Genomic DNA, 14,646 nt, shown 5'->3' on the forward strand with positions numbered 1-14,646 from the left:
TTCCATGATCAGTCCCTGGCAGAGAAGACGGCAGCCCGATGACGTACCCACCCCGGTGGCGGTGGCGGTGTCGGACTTCTGCCGACGCGCGAAGGCGCCGGCCCCCGCACAGCAGGTCCGCGAAGCGCTCGCGCTCCTCACCGAGGAGGAGGACTTCCGGGTCCGGGCCCTCGCGGATGGTGAACCGGAGACGTCCCCGCTGGGGCCCTTCGCGGTGGTGGACATCCTGCGCGGCGTGACGCCGGCGCTCGCGGCCCAGCGCCAGGAGTGCGGCTACTACGACGTGGCCCAGGAGCTGGCCCAGGTGCGCGAGGAGAAGACCCCGCCGCCCGCGCCCGCTCCCGCCACGCCCGTGTTCGCCCTCCCCTCCTCGCCCTCCGAGGAGGCGGACCCCAAGGCGGGCCGCCGCAAGGGCGCCAAGGCGGAGGCCGCCGCCGTCCAGGAGCGCATCGCCCCCAGGAAGCGCACCTCCGAGGTGGAGGGCGCCGACACCGCCGCGCCCGCCCCGGCCCCGCAGGCGCTGGAGGAGGAGCCCCCGCGCTTCCTCAAGCGCGAGCTGCCCCGCCCCCGCGGCCGCTTCACCCGCGTGGAGGCCCAGCGGCTGTCGTTCTTCGAGCTGACGCGCTCGGAGGGCAAGGAGACGCTGGAGGCCGCCATCGCGGCCACGGAGCACCGCTTCGCGCTCCTGCGCACACTGGAGCACCGCTACAACGGCCCGCGCGGCGAGCTGACCCAGGTGGACATGGAGAACGTGCTGCGCCAGCACGGCATCATGGAGGCGCTGGAGGCCCGCGAGCGCGAGAACCTCCGGACCGCCGTCGCGTCCCAGCGCGGCGCCACCGGCCGGGTGGCCTGGGCGCTGGGCCTGTCCCCCAGCGAGCTCCAGCGGCTCACGCACGCGCTCAAGATGGAGGAGGAGGTGGAGGCGCTGCGCGAGCGCTTCCGCAACGAGGTGCTGGCCACCTCCCACCTCACCCACCGGTTGGACCTGCTCGGCCGGGACAAGTACCTGGTGGACCTGGGCATCCAGAAGCGCTTCGCCGACGCGCTCCGCAAGGACCTGGAGCGGCTGGCGAAGGACGTCCTGCCGGACGCCACGGATCTCCACTCGCTGGCCAACGTCGTGGGCCGCAAGCACGGCGCGCCCGCGGAGCTCATCACCCGCGCCTTCGAGCGCTTGAACCTGGCGGAGGGCCTGCGCAAGCAGCTGTCCGCCCAGGCCTCCTCCCCTTCGCACTGACTCACCGACACGAGGTACCCACCCCATGCCCATCTACGAGTACGGCTGCTCGGCCTGTGGAAAGACCATCGACGTCCTGCAGAAGATGTCCGACCCGACGCCCCCCGCCTGCACCGCGTGCGGCGCCCAGGGCACCCTGAGCAAACTGGTCAGCCGCTCCAGCTTCCACCTGAAGGGGGGCGGCTGGTACTCCGACCTGTACGGCTCCACGAAGAAGGACGGCGGCGGTTCGTCCTCCGCTTCCTCATCGTCGTCCTCGTCTTCTTCCTCGTCGTCGAGCAGCAGCACGGCGGCGGCCAGCGCCCCCGCGGCCGCGCCGAGCGCCGCGTCCAGCGACAAGTCGTAGCGAAGCCGTCCCGCCGCCCCCGGCTGAAAATTCGCTGGGGGCGCGGGGAGGCTTCAGACTGGGGGCGTGCCCTTTCCTCCCTCGAAGCGTCCCCCCCGCCACTGCGCGCTGTGCGGCCATCCGGAGCTGACGGATGCGCGGGGCCAGGGGCGGTTCCTCCTGGTCGCGGACCCCCATGGCCGCGGCCCCGTGTGCCCTCCGCAGCGTGGCTGCCGCAACGGCAAGCTCGCGGCGTCCGACACGCCGGCGCTGACGCAGGCCATCCGCTAGGCTAAGCAGGCACCTTGAGGTCGCGCGCGTCCCATCCCGCGTGCGTCCAGGTGCCATGCCGCATTCCTTCCGCTCGCTGTCGTCCCTCCTCTGGGTGCCGCTGCTGGCCGCCGTGTCCGTCGGCTGCGCGTCCGCCACCCGCATGTCCCCCGAGGACCGCGCCTCGCTGGACCGGACCCTCACCGGCCCGGACGCGGAGCAGTACCTGCGCGTCTCCGCCTACCTGACGCCCTTCTTCGGGGACGGGTCCAAGCGGCTGCTCACGCCCTACCCGCCCGAGGACGTGCGGCTGGTGGACGACACCCAGGGCAAGCCCATCAACCCCGGCCCCATCCAGGCCACCCTCCCGGCCGGCTCGCGCGTGCGGATCACCAAGGTGGAGTTCCCCACCGCGTGGGTCGTCACCGAGCGCGTCCTCTACTCGCCGCGCACCTGGCCGTGGGTGTACGTGATGGTGGAGGGCGCGCCGCCGGGCGAGCAGGTGGTGCTGGTGCTGCCGCCGAACCTCGACCGGCCGGACGCGTTCCGCACGGAGCTGGAGAAGACGCTGTCGCCCCACCCGCTGACGGCGGAGCTCAACGGCTTCAGCGCGGCGGTGAAGGAGGCCGTGCGCACCAAGACGCTGGTGGCGGACATGCCCGCGGACGCGGTGCGCATGGCGTGGGGCCCGCCGGAGTCCGTGCACCGCACGCTGGAGGGGACCGCGAAGAACGAGGAGTGGCGCTACACCGGCGAGCGCCGCAAGGCGTTCCTCACCGACGGCAGGCTGGTGCGCGCCGAGGAGGCGGGCAGGTCCGCCCTGCCGTGAGGGCCTAGCGCCGGCCGCCGCGGCGGTGCTGCTTCTTGCCGCCGCCCTTGCGCTGGGCCTGGGCCTCGCCCGGCCGGGTGAGGCGGGGCAGCTCGCCGGCCATCACCGGCCAGTAGTCGCCCTTGAAGAGCTCCTCCACCAGCTGCGCCTGGGTGAGCACGTCGCGCTTGAAGAAGGTGGCGCCGCGGCCCATCTCGTCCAGGGAGCCGCGCGCGTCGCTGCCGCCCACGCAGGGCAGCTTGAGGGCGTCCGCGGCCTCCACGGCCAGGTCGTTGGCCGTCTGCTTCACCTTGGCGTTGTAGCCCTCCACGGCGCACAGCACCCCGGACAGCGAGCGCACGTAGTCCATGGCGGGGTTGGGCACGTCCCGGTCGAAGGGGCGGGCCGCGACGATGGCCGCGCCCAGCGCCTTCACCTTGGGCAGGCACTCGGCCGCGCTCCAGGGCTTCTCCCGGTTGCTGCCCCACATCTGCACGGGCTCCGGCGCCAGCTCCGGCTTCGGGAAGAAGCACAGGTACTGGCCCCGGTCCGTGACGAGCTCCAGCCCCACGAAGACCTTCACCTTCGACTTCGCGCCGATCTCGAAGAGCTCGTCGCAGCCGTCCTGGGTGTTCGTCTCGGTGAACGCCACCGCGTCCAGGCCGAACATCGCCGCCCGCTCCAGCACGGCGCGCGGCTCCAGTTCGCACCCCTTGGACAGATGGGAATGGGCGTGTAGGTCGATGAGCATGGGCGACGCGTGCCTAACAGGCCTCCCGGGGCCTGTCGAGCCCGCGCGCACAGGCCCTCAGGCGTACGCGTAGGACTGGAAGTTGCCCTGCTTGGCCTGGCTGTTCTTCTCCTCGTAGGTGCGGATGAGGTAGCCCATCAGCATCAGCGAGGACGTGTTCTCCAGCACCCGCGACGGGTCCTTGGAGATGAGGTTGGCGCTGTAGTTCAGGAAGAACTGCGCCAGTTCCTCGCCCGCCTCCTTCACGATGAGGGCGTTGAGCGCACTCGGCTCCATGGTGCGGATGGTGTTGATGAAATCGACCGCCAGGTCCTTCTTCGTCTTCATGTCCACGGTCCTGCCCCCTCTTTCCGCCCTTGCCCCTGGAGCCGGAAATGGCCCCGGGCCCCCCGCCCCAATCCACGAACCGGGTGCGACTGGGTGAACCTATGCATGCCGCAAGGCCTGCAAACCCCCACCCCGCCCCGCCCCCCGCTCCCTCGCGGATCACGACTTTTGGGACGCAGCATTTTTGACACCTTGAAAAGGCGCGTGCGATAACCCCCGGTCAAGCCTTTTCTCACCACCGCACAAGGAGTGGCTGGCGATGTTCACGGGCGTGAAGGTCTTCTCCGCGACGAAGGCCAAGGAGCGGGAAGAGTTGGGTGAGAACGTCACCCGTTGGATCAAGAGCAACTCGGACCTGGAGATCGTGGACCGGGTCGTCTGCCAGTCCTCCGACAACGAGTTCCACTGCTACACCCTGGTGCTCTTCTACAAGCACGCGAAGCCGCCGGCCTGACCGCCGCGCCTTCCCTGGGTCGTGTCGCCTCGGGCCCGACCTCTTCCGCTCGCGCACCTTCCGGCGCGTGCGGGGAGGCCGGGCCTTTCCGTTTCCGTATGTTATGGTCCGCGCCGTGGCGCGCTTCGGGGACGACAGCGACAGCGGGGAGGAGGATCGGCAGCTGCGCACGGACGCCCTGCCGGCGATGCGCACGGCGCGGGTCCGGGTGCGGCTGCTCATCCTGTCCGGTCCGGACGCGGGCCAGAGCCATCCCCTGTTGCCCGGGCGCTATCGGGTGGGCGCGGACCCCAGCTCCGACGTCGTCATCGCGGACCGGGCGGTGTCCCGCAGCCACCTGCTCCTGGACGTGCGCGAGGACAGCATCCAGGCGGTGGACGTGGGCTCGCGCAACGGCTCGTTCTGCGAGGGCATGCGCTTCACCACCCTGGAGGTGCGCCCCGGCGCGGTGCTCACGCTGGGCACCACGGAGCTGAAGCTCGTCCCGGAGGGAGAGCGGGCGAGCGCCCTGCCCCTGTCCACCCGGGAACGGTTCGGCAACCTGGTGGGCCAGAGCCGCCGGATGCGCGAGGTGTTCACCCTGCTGGAGCGCGTGGCCCAGGGCGAGTCCGACGTGCTCATCCAGGGCGAGACGGGCACCGGCAAGGAGCTGTGCGCGGAGGGGCTGCACACGCACGGCGGCCGCTCCAAGGGGCCCTTCGTCATCGTGGACCTGGCGGGCGTGGCGCCGCAGCTGCTGGAGTCGGAGCTGTTCGGCCACGTGAAGGGCGCCTTCACCGGCGCGCAGGCGGACCGGGCGGGCGCCTTCGAGCGCGCCCACGGCGGCACCCTCTTCCTGGACGAGGTGGGCGAGCTGCCCCTGGAGGTGCAGCCCCGGCTGCTGCGCGCGCTGGAGCGCCGGCAGGTGAAGCGGGTGGGCGCCAACGACTATCGCTCGGTGAACGTGCGGGTGGTGGCGGCCACGCACCAGGACCTGGAGGGGGCAGTGAAGGCGGGCCGCTTCCGGGGAGATCTGTTCCACCGGCTCGCGGTGCTGCGCGTGGCGCTGCCGCCCCTGCGCGAGCGGCCGGAGGACATCCCGCTGCTCATCGACACCGTGCTGGAGCGCATGGGCAAGCCGCCCAGCGCCCTGTCGGACCAGACGCGCGCCCTGCTGGCCCAGTACCCGTGGCCGGGCAACGTGCGCGAGCTGCGCAACGTGGTGGACCGGGTGGTGAGCCTGGGCGAGTCCGCGCTGCCGGAGCTGCCGGACACGCCGCGCCCGCGCCCCGCCCTGTCGCCGGACCTGGACCCGGAGGACACGCTGTCCCTGGCGCTGGAGCTGCCCTTCAAGGAAGCGAAGGAGCGCCTCATCGAGGGCTTCGAGCGCGACTACCTGCGCACGCTGCTGGAGCGGTGCGGCGGGAACGTGTCCAAGGCGTCGCGCGAGGCGGGCATCGACCGCGTCTACCTGCGCAAGCTCCTGCGCAAGCACGGGCTGGTGTCCGGTCCGGACTGACGGCGGTCCCCTGCCCCCACCCGGAGTCACGGACGTCTTTGGCCGGGTGACACTGGGGTGGACCTCCCCGCTGGGGGTGGTTGTCGGACCGGGTTTGCGCCCCATCTTGGGAGCACCAACGCTCGCGAGGTGGGTGCCATGGGCCAGGGATGGAGGAGGTGGCTGTTCGCCGGGGGGCTCGTGCTGGGCGTCAGCGCGTGCCAGTCCCGGGACGGGGCGACCGTCGCGGAAGGGGGCATGGTGCCGCGGCTCGCGGTGTTCCAGTCCCCCGCGGGAGCGCCGACGGACGAGGGCACCGGGGGCAGCGGGAGCGCGGGCGCGGCGGTGGTCGAGGCCGCGCCGGACTTCTACGGCACGGTGACGATCGCGGGCACGCGGGGCTTCACGGTGCGCGACGACGACGGCGTGGAGCGCCCGTTCGTGGTGGCGCCGTCCACGCGCATCCTGCGCGACGGCAAGCGCGTGGCTCGCGGCGAGCTGCACCCGGGCGCGCTGGTCCACACGACCTACGGCGAGCGGCTGGGGACGTGGGTGGCCGCCGACGTGGAGATCTACTCCGGCACGCCGTCGCGAGATCCGACCGCGACGGCGGCTGCGGCGCCGGTGAAGCGCTGACGGGCGAAGCGGCCCGTCAGTAGACGGCGAGCGCCTGCGGCAGGTGGTAGCTGACGATGGTGAGCACGGGGATCTTCGGGCCCTCGTCCTCGTCGTCGTTGGTCATGCCGGAGGTGACGCGCAGGCCGTCGAAGCGCGCGAGGATGACGTAGTCGCGGCGGGTCTCCAGGAAGGGATCCGGCGCGGCCAGCCGGCCCAGGGCCTCGCGGCCGGTCTCGTCGGAGAGGTTGTCGTAGGTGCGCTCGGAGGCGGACTGGGTGGTGCTCTCGCGGGTGTAGATGGAGCCGCCCACGCGGCCCTCGCCGGTGAGCGCCGTCTGTCCGCCCAGGTTGCCGGAGGTCTCCGACACGGTGTCGGTGTTGTAGGCGACGCCGACCTCGCGGCGGGAGGCCACGGACTGGAGGCCCTGCTCCACCAGCCACAGCGTGGGGCGCTCCCCGTCCGAGCGCTGGTCGGCCACCTGCGCGCGCAGCAGCACGTAGCGGCCGCGGTAGGTGTCCGGCTGGGCGATGGCGGACGCGAGCGAGAAGATGGGCACCTTGCGCGCGTGGAGCAGGCGCAGCTCCCCGTCCACGCTGCCGCCGCGCTGGGCCACCACGCGAGCGATGAGGTTGGCGGCGTCCGGACGCACGCGCAGGTCCTCCGCCCAGGCGTTGCCCAGCACGGCGCCCAGCTGGGTGAAGCCGGGGGCCTCCGCGCAGACCTTCAGGGCCAGCCACGCGTCGTCGCGAGAGGTCGCCTGGAGCTTGCGGGCGGCGGCTTCGCAGGCGGCGGGCGTGGAGTAGCGGGCCAGGAACGCGCGGGCGTCATGAGGCGACGCAGGCGGCTCCTCGGAGGCGGCGGCGCGACGGGACGCGGGGGGCGGCGGCGCAGGGGGCGGCGCGTCCGTGAGGGCGCGGTCCTCCAGCGCGACGTGGGAGTGCGAGGCGCCGCAGCCGGTGGCGAGCGCACCCAGGAGAGTCAGAAACGGAAGACGGGTCATGGCGCGGGGCTCCTTTGAAGGGCGGCTGGGCCGGGACGGCGAAGGCCTTTCGCGCGGCGGCGTGCGCGAGCTGGCGGATGGACTTGAAGCGCGAAGGCCCTGCCGCGGGCCTGGAGGCGCGGGCGCTACAGCGCGGCGGAGTCTGAGTGCGGCTGGCTCGCGCGGGACGGCGCCTGGCGCGGAATGGACGCGGACGGGGGCAGCATCATGGAGCAGGCGTCGTGGCAGCGGTCGTCCATGCACGCGAGCATGGTGGGCCCGGCCTGCTGCCGCGACACGTCGGCGTAGCAGCTCTCGCCGGTGCCAGGGCACTGGCTGCGCGCGGCGCACTCACAGCAGGTGGAGGCCACGGAGCCCATCAACTGCACGTCCTGGAGCACGGAGGACAGCGCGCGGTAGCAGGCGCGTGCCGCGGGCGCGAAGCGGCCCTTGGCGTCCACCACGGGCGTGTTGCCATCGATGCCGCAGCGGCCCACGACGTCCGCGTACTTGCGCTCGCAGACGGCGACGAGCTTGGGGTCCGGCGTGCCGTCGCGCGCATTGCTGACGGCCTCCGAGCAGAGGGCGCGAGACGCGTCCTTCAGCAGCTTGATGTTGGCGGACTCCACGTCCGTGTTCGTGCCCTTGGCGGGGGGAACCTCCGCCTCGAACACGCACTCCTTCCCGGCACGCAGCGTGTCGATGGTGCACGACCACGCGGTGGGAGAGGTATCCACGAGCGGGGGCGCGCCCAGCGCTTCGGGAGGCAGGGACGACGGCGCGGGGCCGGACGGCGCGGCGCCGAGGAAGAGCAGGGACAGGAGCATCGCCTTCATATGAGACGCAGCGTAGGACTTTGGCCCGCGCCGCTCAAACCCCTCCGTCGAGTGGGTGTTCGTCCACCATCATCTCCGTGGGTCCGGGCGGACCAGTCTCCTCCAGCATCGGAAGTGCCTTCGTCCGGCGGATGACGATGGGGTTCTCGATGAGGCGGGGCGGCGTCGCCCGCGTGTCCGCCGGGTCCGGCACCCAGACCGGGTCCTCGGACGAACGTCCCTGCTTCCACCGCCGAGGCACACGCCGGAAACCCACCGGGTACACCGTGAGCTGGCCCTCCGCGTCGAAGTGGAGCCGGAGGAAGTTCTTCCAGTCCGGAATCGACAGCGACGAGAACGCCTCATTGGGGTGACAGGAGAACACGTTGAGCGACAACAGCAGGTACGCGCCCACCACCAGCGGCCCCACCAGCGCGCCACCGCCAAACAGCAACAGCCCACTGAGCAGGTCCCGCCGCAAACTCCACTGAAGCTCCGCCGCCAGCGGCGCTGCGATGGCGGACACACCCCACGTGAGCAGCAGCGCCACCACCAGGTGCGCCAGCCCATGCACGACGCCAGCGGTCCGCCTCCAGAGCGGTCCCCGCCGGCCGTCCGCGAACGCGACCGTGCCCAGCACCACCCCGGCCCCCAGCACCAATGAGCCCGCGCTCGGAGACGCCGCGTTGATGAGCTCCCTGAACGAAGGCGCCCCCTCCGCCCCCACGTTGAGGTTCGCGGCAACGCCCCACCCCAGCAGCGCGTAGACGGCGCCCATGAACACGCCGAACCACGGGTTGATCGCGGTGAACAGCAGGTTGCGCCAGGCGAGCCACTGTGACGTCCGCTGGGGCGGGTAGCTCGCCTTCTGCACGAAGCCTCCCGGACGCTGATCCACCTTGGGCAGGTGCGTGGGATGCAGGAACGCCCCGCCCCCACCCGCGATGATCTTCTGCCGCCCGTCCGCGTTCTCGTGCCGGCGGTAGTGGTGCAGGTCCCCCGCCAGGAAGACGCTCACCTTCTTCCCCAGCACCTGCTGCTCCAGGAAGTCGATGTTGTGGTCCAGGAAGCCGCGGCCCGCGCGAGGCATCACCTGCTGCTTCACCCACGCCGGCTCCGCGTTGCAGAGGATGACGCGATCCGTGGGTTGCATCCGCGCGGCCACCTCCTGGAAGAACTCCACCTGCGGCGCGTCCAGGTCGGACTCCAGCTGCATGTCCGTGCCCAGCAGCCACCAGCCATGCGGCAGCCGCAGCGCGAAGTAGCTGCGCCGCTGCCGCGTGCGCCAGCCATGGGAGCGCCGCCCCTGGCAGAACAGGCGCGTGAAGGACACCAGCCCGTCGTACCAGTCGTGGTTGCCCGGCACCGCGAACAGGTGTGGCCGCTGGCGCCGCCGGTTCAGCGCGTCCTCGTAGGGCACCACCGTGCGCGCCTGGTACTCGTCCACGCTCGCGGTCGGGTACACCTCGTCCCCACCGAACACGAGCACGTCCCCGCCCCGAGTGACGTGCGTCTCGCCGGCTTCATCCGTCAGCGCCAGCTCCGGCGCCATCACCGCGGACGCCACCGCGTAGGTGGAGTCCCAGCCGTCCCCCAGGTCCGCCACGTAGTCCAGCCACAGCTCGTCGCGCGGCTGGCCCGCGTCATCCACCGAGTAGTCGAACGCCAGCGGCTGCTGCCGGGCCACCGCGTCCAGGAGCCGCCGGTCCGCCTGCTGCCCGAACGTCCCCGACAGCAGCGCCTTCACCCCCGACTTCACGAGCACGGCCGGGTCATACCAGGACACCATCTTCCGCCCCGGGGGCGTCTCCGGTGCCGCGGGTTCGACGCGGCGGCCCGGGACGTGGCTCACATCGGAGGCGCGGACGGCCATGGCCCCTCCTCCGCTGCCCGCCATGCCCGTCCCTGCTCGGTCCTGCGGTGCGAATCGATGAGCGCGTCCGCGAAACGGTCCGCGAGCGCCGCGATGGTGAGGCTCGGGTTCGGGCCGGTGGGGCCCGGCATCATCGAGCCATCGGCCACGTACAGGCCCGGGTGGCCAAAGGCTTCCCCCGTCGAGTCCACCACGCCCTCGTCCGGCCCGCGTCCCATGGGACAGCCGCCCAGGGGGTGCACGGTGATGACCCGGCTCAAGTAGCTGAGCGGGTTCTGCATCAACCGCCCCTCCAGCGTCCGCGCGATGTCCGCCATCGACTGGCGCACCTGGTGGAAGTACTCGCGCGAGCTGCGCATCCGCCAGTCGACGTCCAGCATCCCGTCCTTCGTCAGCCGCATGTGGCCATCGGGGATGTCGCGCCCCATGCCCAGGAGCGGCAACGACGTCGCGGAGCCCAGGCAGTCTCCGAGCAGCTCGGCGATCTCCTCGCTCACGTCGGAGTCGTGCGTGTGCCCCGTCCACCCGCGGACGAGGCGCCACGCCAGCTTGAGGCCGCGCCTCACCAGCGGCACCTGGTGCGCGCCCTCGTAGAGCCAGTTGACGAACTCCGGGTAGCCCGCGTCCTCGATGTAGTAGCCCCGGCCCGTGCCGCCCTCCTCCTGACTCCGGAAGTGCAGCGCGCTCGTGATGACCGGCCCGTGCCCGCCTTCCAGGATGCGCGGCAGCCGCCGGCCGGTGCTCGAATCGTGGCACTGGCGCATGAAGCCCAGCAGGTCCCCGTTGCCGCAGAAGCGCGTGCCCAGCCGTCGGCTCAGCCCGGGGAAGCTCCGCTGGTTCTTCAAGAGCAGGAACGTGGTGCCGAACGTGCCCGCCGCCAGCACCAGCCGGTCCGCCGTCACGGTGCTGCGCGGCATCATCGACTGGGGGCCTTCGCACGGCACGCCCTCCGGCGAGTCCGTGTGGTCCAGGTACCGCACCACGTAGCCGCCGCCCTCCGCGGGCCACAGCTCCGTCACCTCCGCGAGCGTGCGCAGCTCCGCCCCCGCGCGCTTCGCCGCGGACAGGTACGTGTAATCGAGGGTGTTCTTGCTGCCCGTGTTGCACCCGATGTCGCACTCGCCGCAGAGGTGACAGGTGGTGCGCGTGCGGCCGTGGAGGTTGGGGTGCTCCTCGCGGATGGGCTCACCCGGGACGGGCGCCTCGCCGGGGTTGCCGAACGTCACGGCCAGCGGCGGCAGCTGCCAGTCGTCCGCGCGGCCCAGGCGCTCCGCCGCGAGCTTCATGGCCAGCGTCTTCGCGGTGGACGCATAGGGCGCGTGCTCCAGCGGGTAGCGCTGCACGGCCATCATCCGCTCCACGGCGTCGTAGTGCGCCTCCAGGTCGGCGCGGGTGACGGGCCAGTCCTCGTAGCCGCCGTTGCGCACGTCCTCGTGGATGAAGGTCTTCGCGTCCTTGCGCAGGAGCACGTTGGCGTAGATGAGCGACCCGCCGCCCAGTCCCGCCGACACCACGCCGCCCAGCCCCTTGAACGACCAGAGGTTGAACAGGCCGTGCATGCCCTGACTCGGATCCCAGAAGTTGCGGCGCATGTCGTGCGGGCTGCGCGCGAAGGAGCCCGGCGGATACGCCCTGCCCCGCTCCAGCACGCACACCCGCAGGCCCGCGTCCGCCAGCCGCCACGCCATCACCGAGCCGCCAAACCCCGAGCCCACGATGACGACGTCGAAGTGGTCAGCGCTCCGGGTCATGCACGGCCTCCCCTTCCCCCGCCCCCTCGTGCACAGGCGCCTCCGGGGCGTAGAGATCCCAGAGCGCGCCCAGGAACAGGCGGCCGAACCGGGCCACCACCTCCGCCCCCTCCACGCCTCCGCGCGACGAGCGCATGCTGGCGACCAGGCGGAGGAGCTCCCGCATGCCGAGCACCAGGATCCCCGCGCCCACCACCGGGCCTCGCGAGTCCACGCCCTGGTGCAGGTAGCTGTAGAGGCGCGTGGTGTCGTGCCAGAGGTCCGGCCCCGGGTCGTCGCGCAGCAGCTTGGTGCCGTCCAGGTAGTAGTCCTGACCGTGCGCCTGGAAGCGCAGGCCATAGGTCATGATCTTCGCGCGCGGATCATCCGTGGCGCGGAAGAGGTTGAAGCTCCCCTCGCGCACGGGGATGTCCAGGCCCAGCGGCTTGTACTGCACGTGCGCCACCAGCCGGGCCGCGTGGTTCGCGTCGCGGATGAACGCCTCCATGTCGTCGATGGTGATGGTGCAGTGCAGGGTGAAGGGCGTGGAGCGCCCGTCGTGGGCGCCCGCCTCGGGGTCGGTCGCGCCCATCGCGAGCGGGCCGGCCATCGTCTCGCGGAAGGTCAGGTCGGAAGCGGGTTCGGTCATCTGGGTGATCTCCGGGGTGAGGGGCAGGCCCTGGTCGTCCGCCACCGCCAGGTAGCGACAGGCGTCCGAGTAGCCCTGGTCGATGAGCGTCGCCGCCGTGACGTGGCCCGCGTAGAGGTCCGGGTCCAGGGGCAGCGGGTGCTCGGGCTTGATGAGGTGCACGGTGATGGGCCGCGCGTGTCCCGGCCCGCCACCAGCAGGTCGCGATCCACGTCCGTATGCGGGACGGCCTCGTTCGTCTTCCGGGCGAAGTCGCAGACGTTGAAGGTGCCTGCACGCTCACGGTTCGCGCGGATGGCGTCCACCTCCACGCCCAGGTGCGGGAAGACGCGCTGGCTGAGGCCCTCCGCGTCCCCCAGCGCGGTGAGAGACCAGGGCCGCGCGTAGTCGTCCAGCGGCATCAGCGACACGAAGTCCTTCACGTCCAGCGTCCGCCACCGCTCGCACATCTCCGCGGGAGACTGGCCGGACAGCCACATCGCCAGGGTGAGGATGCCGCCGGAGGTGCCATCCGCGTGGGCGAAGGACAGCCGCGCGTCCGTCAGCGCGCGCAGCACTCCCGCCTGCCACGCCACGCGCATGCCGCCCCCCGCCAGCACCAGGGAGCGCCGGGGCGCCTCCGCCGCGGACGCCCGCGCCCCCGCGCCCTCCCCGGGGGCGCGCGGGGGCCCCGGCGAACGCACGTCGCTCCGGAGCGCCTCCGCCACGCGCAGCGCGTTGACGGAGGGGCCGGTGGGCTCCGGAGGCGCCTCCTCCTCCGCCCGAGGCTTGAGGACCGTGATGATCTGCTCGCGCTGGCGCAGCGACGCGTAGAACCCCAGCACCAGCACGGCGGACACCGCGTCGAACGCCGCCACGCCCAGCGCCAGCGGCGACAGCAGGTCCTGGCCCACGGCGATGGCCACCATCACGCAGCCCCCCACCTTCTGGAGGCCGGACCACAGGAAGGCCGCCTGGTTCGCGCGGGGCTCGTGCAGCCCGTGCAGGAGCATGCAGCCGAACAGCACCATGAACATGCCCACGATGCGGAAGAAGTGCGCGGGCGCGGCGGACGCATCCCCGTGCAGCAGGCGCAGCTCCGGCCCCGGGATGAACAGCTGCGCCGCGCCGGACGCGAGCGTGATCCACCCGATGGCCGCGAGCGCCCAGCGCCAGGGACGCCCGTTGAAGAGGGCCTGATGCTCCAGCCATCGCGACACGGCCGGGCTCATCCGTGGGCCTCGCGGCGCGCAGAGACAGCCCGGCCGGAGCGCCAGCGCTCCCCCGCCGACGCGTCCGAGCGCGGCCCCCCGTGCGCGAAGGAGCCCACCCCGAGCAGCCACCGCGCCCTCCACGGCGACGGCGGGCACGCGCTCGCCAGACGCTGGGCCCCTCCGCGCGTCATGGCCGTGCTTCCCCTCGCGGAGGGGCGTCCGGCAGCGGCCCCACCGGCTGGAGCACCCGCAGCCGCGCCCCGTCCGACTCCGGCGGCGGCATGGGCGTCTGGTCCTGCCCCAGGTCCACCACGCTCTGGAGCCCCTCCGGGTAGGTGTCCGTGGGCAGCGTGGGCTGGGTGAGGAACCACGCCTCGAAGTGGTCATCCAGCACGCCGTTGGACGAAGGGAAGAAGCCGGTGAAGAACGGGCGCGGGGAGATGCCCAGGTCGCGCAGCGCCTGCACGCGCGGGTGGTCCCCAAGCTCCAGCGTCCCCCACGCCCGCTTCCCCAGGCGGAAGCCGAACCGGCCGCGGAAGTAGATGGTGGACTTCATCAGCAGGCCCCGGAAGGCGCAGTAGTTCACCGCCGCCATCCGCACCGGCAGCCACGCGGGCTTCGGCCGCGCGATGCGCACGCGCACCGCCTGCTGGCCACCCTCCTCGTAGCGGCTGCTCACGGAGCCTTCCTCCATGCGGAAGTCCAGCCGGGCCAGGTGCTTGGGCATGCCCCAGATGCCCTTGCCGCCCTTCACGGAGACCTCCGTGTTCACCGGCAGGTCCACCACGTACTGCCCCACGCCGAAGCGCTTCTGGAGCAGCAGCGGCACCAGCGGCGGCGCGGGCCGCGGTCCGTGCGTGCACGCGAGCGCGACGCTGAACTCGATGTACGCGCCGATGTCCGTCCGCTTGTAGTCGATGACGGACACGAGCAGCACGCTCCGGTCGCGCGACACGCGCAGCGGGTGCAGCTCGTTGCCGGGCAGCAGGCTCGCCGCGCGGCGGGCGTCCACGGTGAAGGCGGCCATCATCGCCGGGGCCCCCTTCGAGTCCACCGGCAGCGCGTACGGGATGTCGTCCACCCGCGAGTAGCGGCCGAACTGTTGCTGGATGCGTCGGGGGAGGAACATGGGCGGGC

At 72.3% G+C, this 14,646-nt stretch carries 16 protein-coding genes; 7 read left to right on the top strand and 9 right to left on the bottom strand.

What is annotated here, in order from left to right:
- Positions 1 to 4: 4 nt before the first annotated feature.
- From U8525_RS10335 to U8525_RS10350, 4 genes are all read left to right on the top strand, one after another.
- Positions 5 to 1,240 carry a hypothetical protein gene (locus tag U8525_RS10335; RefSeq protein ID WP_374264287.1) on the top strand — a complete coding sequence of 412 codons (1,236 nt, stop codon included), beginning with the start codon at positions 5 to 7 and terminating at the stop codon, positions 1,238 to 1,240.
- Between the two features lie 25 nt (positions 1,241 to 1,265).
- Positions 1,266 to 1,586 carry an FmdB family zinc ribbon protein gene (locus U8525_RS10340; protein WP_374264289.1) on the top strand — a complete coding sequence of 107 codons (321 nt, stop codon included), beginning with the start codon at positions 1,266 to 1,268 and terminating at the stop codon, positions 1,584 to 1,586.
- 66 nt (positions 1,587 to 1,652) lie between these two features.
- Positions 1,653 to 1,856, top strand: a complete 204-nt coding sequence (locus U8525_RS10345) for a hypothetical protein (protein ID WP_014397115.1) — start codon at positions 1,653 to 1,655, stop codon at positions 1,854 to 1,856.
- Between the two features lie 55 nt (positions 1,857 to 1,911).
- Positions 1,912 to 2,664: a hypothetical protein gene (locus U8525_RS10350; protein ID WP_374264291.1), complete on the top strand. Its 753-nt coding sequence runs from the start codon at positions 1,912 to 1,914 to the stop codon at positions 2,662 to 2,664.
- A gap of 4 nt (positions 2,665 to 2,668) precedes the next feature.
- Here the strand turns inward: U8525_RS10350 and U8525_RS10355 are convergent, their stop codons facing one another.
- Together U8525_RS10355 and U8525_RS10360 are read right to left on the bottom strand one after the other, a co-directional pair.
- On the bottom strand, positions 2,669 to 3,394 hold the full coding sequence (locus U8525_RS10355) for a PHP-associated domain-containing protein (protein ID WP_374264293.1): 726 nt from the start codon (positions 3,392 to 3,394) through the stop codon (positions 2,669 to 2,671).
- A gap of 57 nt (positions 3,395 to 3,451) precedes the next feature.
- Entirely contained in the window at positions 3,452 to 3,727 is a 276-nt protein-coding gene (locus tag U8525_RS10360) for a hypothetical protein (protein ID WP_043321624.1), read from the bottom strand.
- 253 nt (positions 3,728 to 3,980) lie between these two features.
- Here U8525_RS10360 and U8525_RS10365 point away from each other — a divergent pair, with 253 nt between their 5' ends.
- The 3 genes from U8525_RS10365 to U8525_RS10375 all read left to right on the top strand — a co-directional run bounded on the left by U8525_RS10365 (position 3,981) and on the right by U8525_RS10375 (position 6,288).
- The gene (locus tag U8525_RS10365; protein ID WP_143904436.1) at positions 3,981 to 4,175 is read left to right on the top strand and encodes a hypothetical protein; all 195 of its coding nucleotides are present in this window, start codon (positions 3,981 to 3,983) and stop codon (positions 4,173 to 4,175) included.
- Between the two features lie 103 nt (positions 4,176 to 4,278).
- Positions 4,279 to 5,673: a sigma 54-interacting transcriptional regulator gene (locus U8525_RS10370; RefSeq protein ID WP_374264297.1), complete on the top strand. Its 1,395-nt coding sequence runs from the start codon at positions 4,279 to 4,281 to the stop codon at positions 5,671 to 5,673.
- A 138-nt stretch (positions 5,674 to 5,811) separates the two neighbouring features.
- Entirely contained in the window at positions 5,812 to 6,288 is a 477-nt protein-coding gene (locus tag U8525_RS10375) for a hypothetical protein (RefSeq protein ID WP_374264299.1), read from the top strand.
- A 16-nt stretch (positions 6,289 to 6,304) separates the two neighbouring features.
- On the opposite strand, the gene U8525_RS10380 is transcribed toward U8525_RS10375, so the two are convergent.
- The 7 genes from U8525_RS10380 to U8525_RS10410 all read right to left on the bottom strand — a co-directional run bounded on the left by U8525_RS10380 (position 6,305) and on the right by U8525_RS10410 (position 14,638).
- A complete protein-coding gene (locus U8525_RS10380; protein WP_374264301.1) occupies positions 6,305 to 7,270 on the bottom strand; it encodes a hypothetical protein in 966 nt (321 codons plus the stop codon).
- A 125-nt stretch (positions 7,271 to 7,395) separates the two neighbouring features.
- Complete coding sequence (locus tag U8525_RS10385; RefSeq protein WP_374264303.1) at positions 7,396 to 8,085, bottom strand: hypothetical protein; 690 nt, start codon at positions 8,083 to 8,085, stop codon at positions 7,396 to 7,398.
- Positions 8,086 to 8,119: 34 nt separating this feature from the next.
- Positions 8,120 to 9,937, bottom strand: a complete 1,818-nt coding sequence (locus U8525_RS10390; protein WP_374264306.1) for a hypothetical protein — start codon at positions 9,935 to 9,937, stop codon at positions 8,120 to 8,122.
- Positions 9,913 to 11,688: a GMC oxidoreductase gene (locus U8525_RS10395; protein ID WP_374264308.1), complete on the bottom strand. Its 1,776-nt coding sequence runs from the start codon at positions 11,686 to 11,688 to the stop codon at positions 9,913 to 9,915. Before U8525_RS10395 ends, U8525_RS10390 begins: the two co-directional genes overlap by 25 nt.
- Positions 11,672 to 12,316, bottom strand: coding sequence for a hypothetical protein (locus U8525_RS10400; RefSeq protein ID WP_374264655.1), 645 nt, complete (start codon positions 12,314 to 12,316; stop codon positions 11,672 to 11,674). Before U8525_RS10400 ends, U8525_RS10395 begins: the two co-directional genes overlap by 17 nt.
- Positions 12,313 to 13,515: a patatin-like phospholipase family protein gene (locus U8525_RS10405; protein WP_374264310.1), complete on the bottom strand. Its 1,203-nt coding sequence runs from the start codon at positions 13,513 to 13,515 to the stop codon at positions 12,313 to 12,315. The genes U8525_RS10400 and U8525_RS10405 overlap by 4 nt, the downstream gene beginning before the upstream one ends.
- Before the next feature lie 181 nt (positions 13,516 to 13,696).
- The gene (locus tag U8525_RS10410) at positions 13,697 to 14,638 is read right to left on the bottom strand and encodes an acetoacetate decarboxylase family protein (RefSeq protein WP_374264312.1); all 942 of its coding nucleotides are present in this window, start codon (positions 14,636 to 14,638) and stop codon (positions 13,697 to 13,699) included.
- Between the last annotated feature and the right edge of the window lie 8 nt (positions 14,639 to 14,646).

The sequence above is a fragment of the Corallococcus sp. RDP092CA genome, assembly GCF_041903675.1.
GTDB lineage: Bacteria > Myxococcota > Myxococcia > Myxococcales > Myxococcaceae > Corallococcus.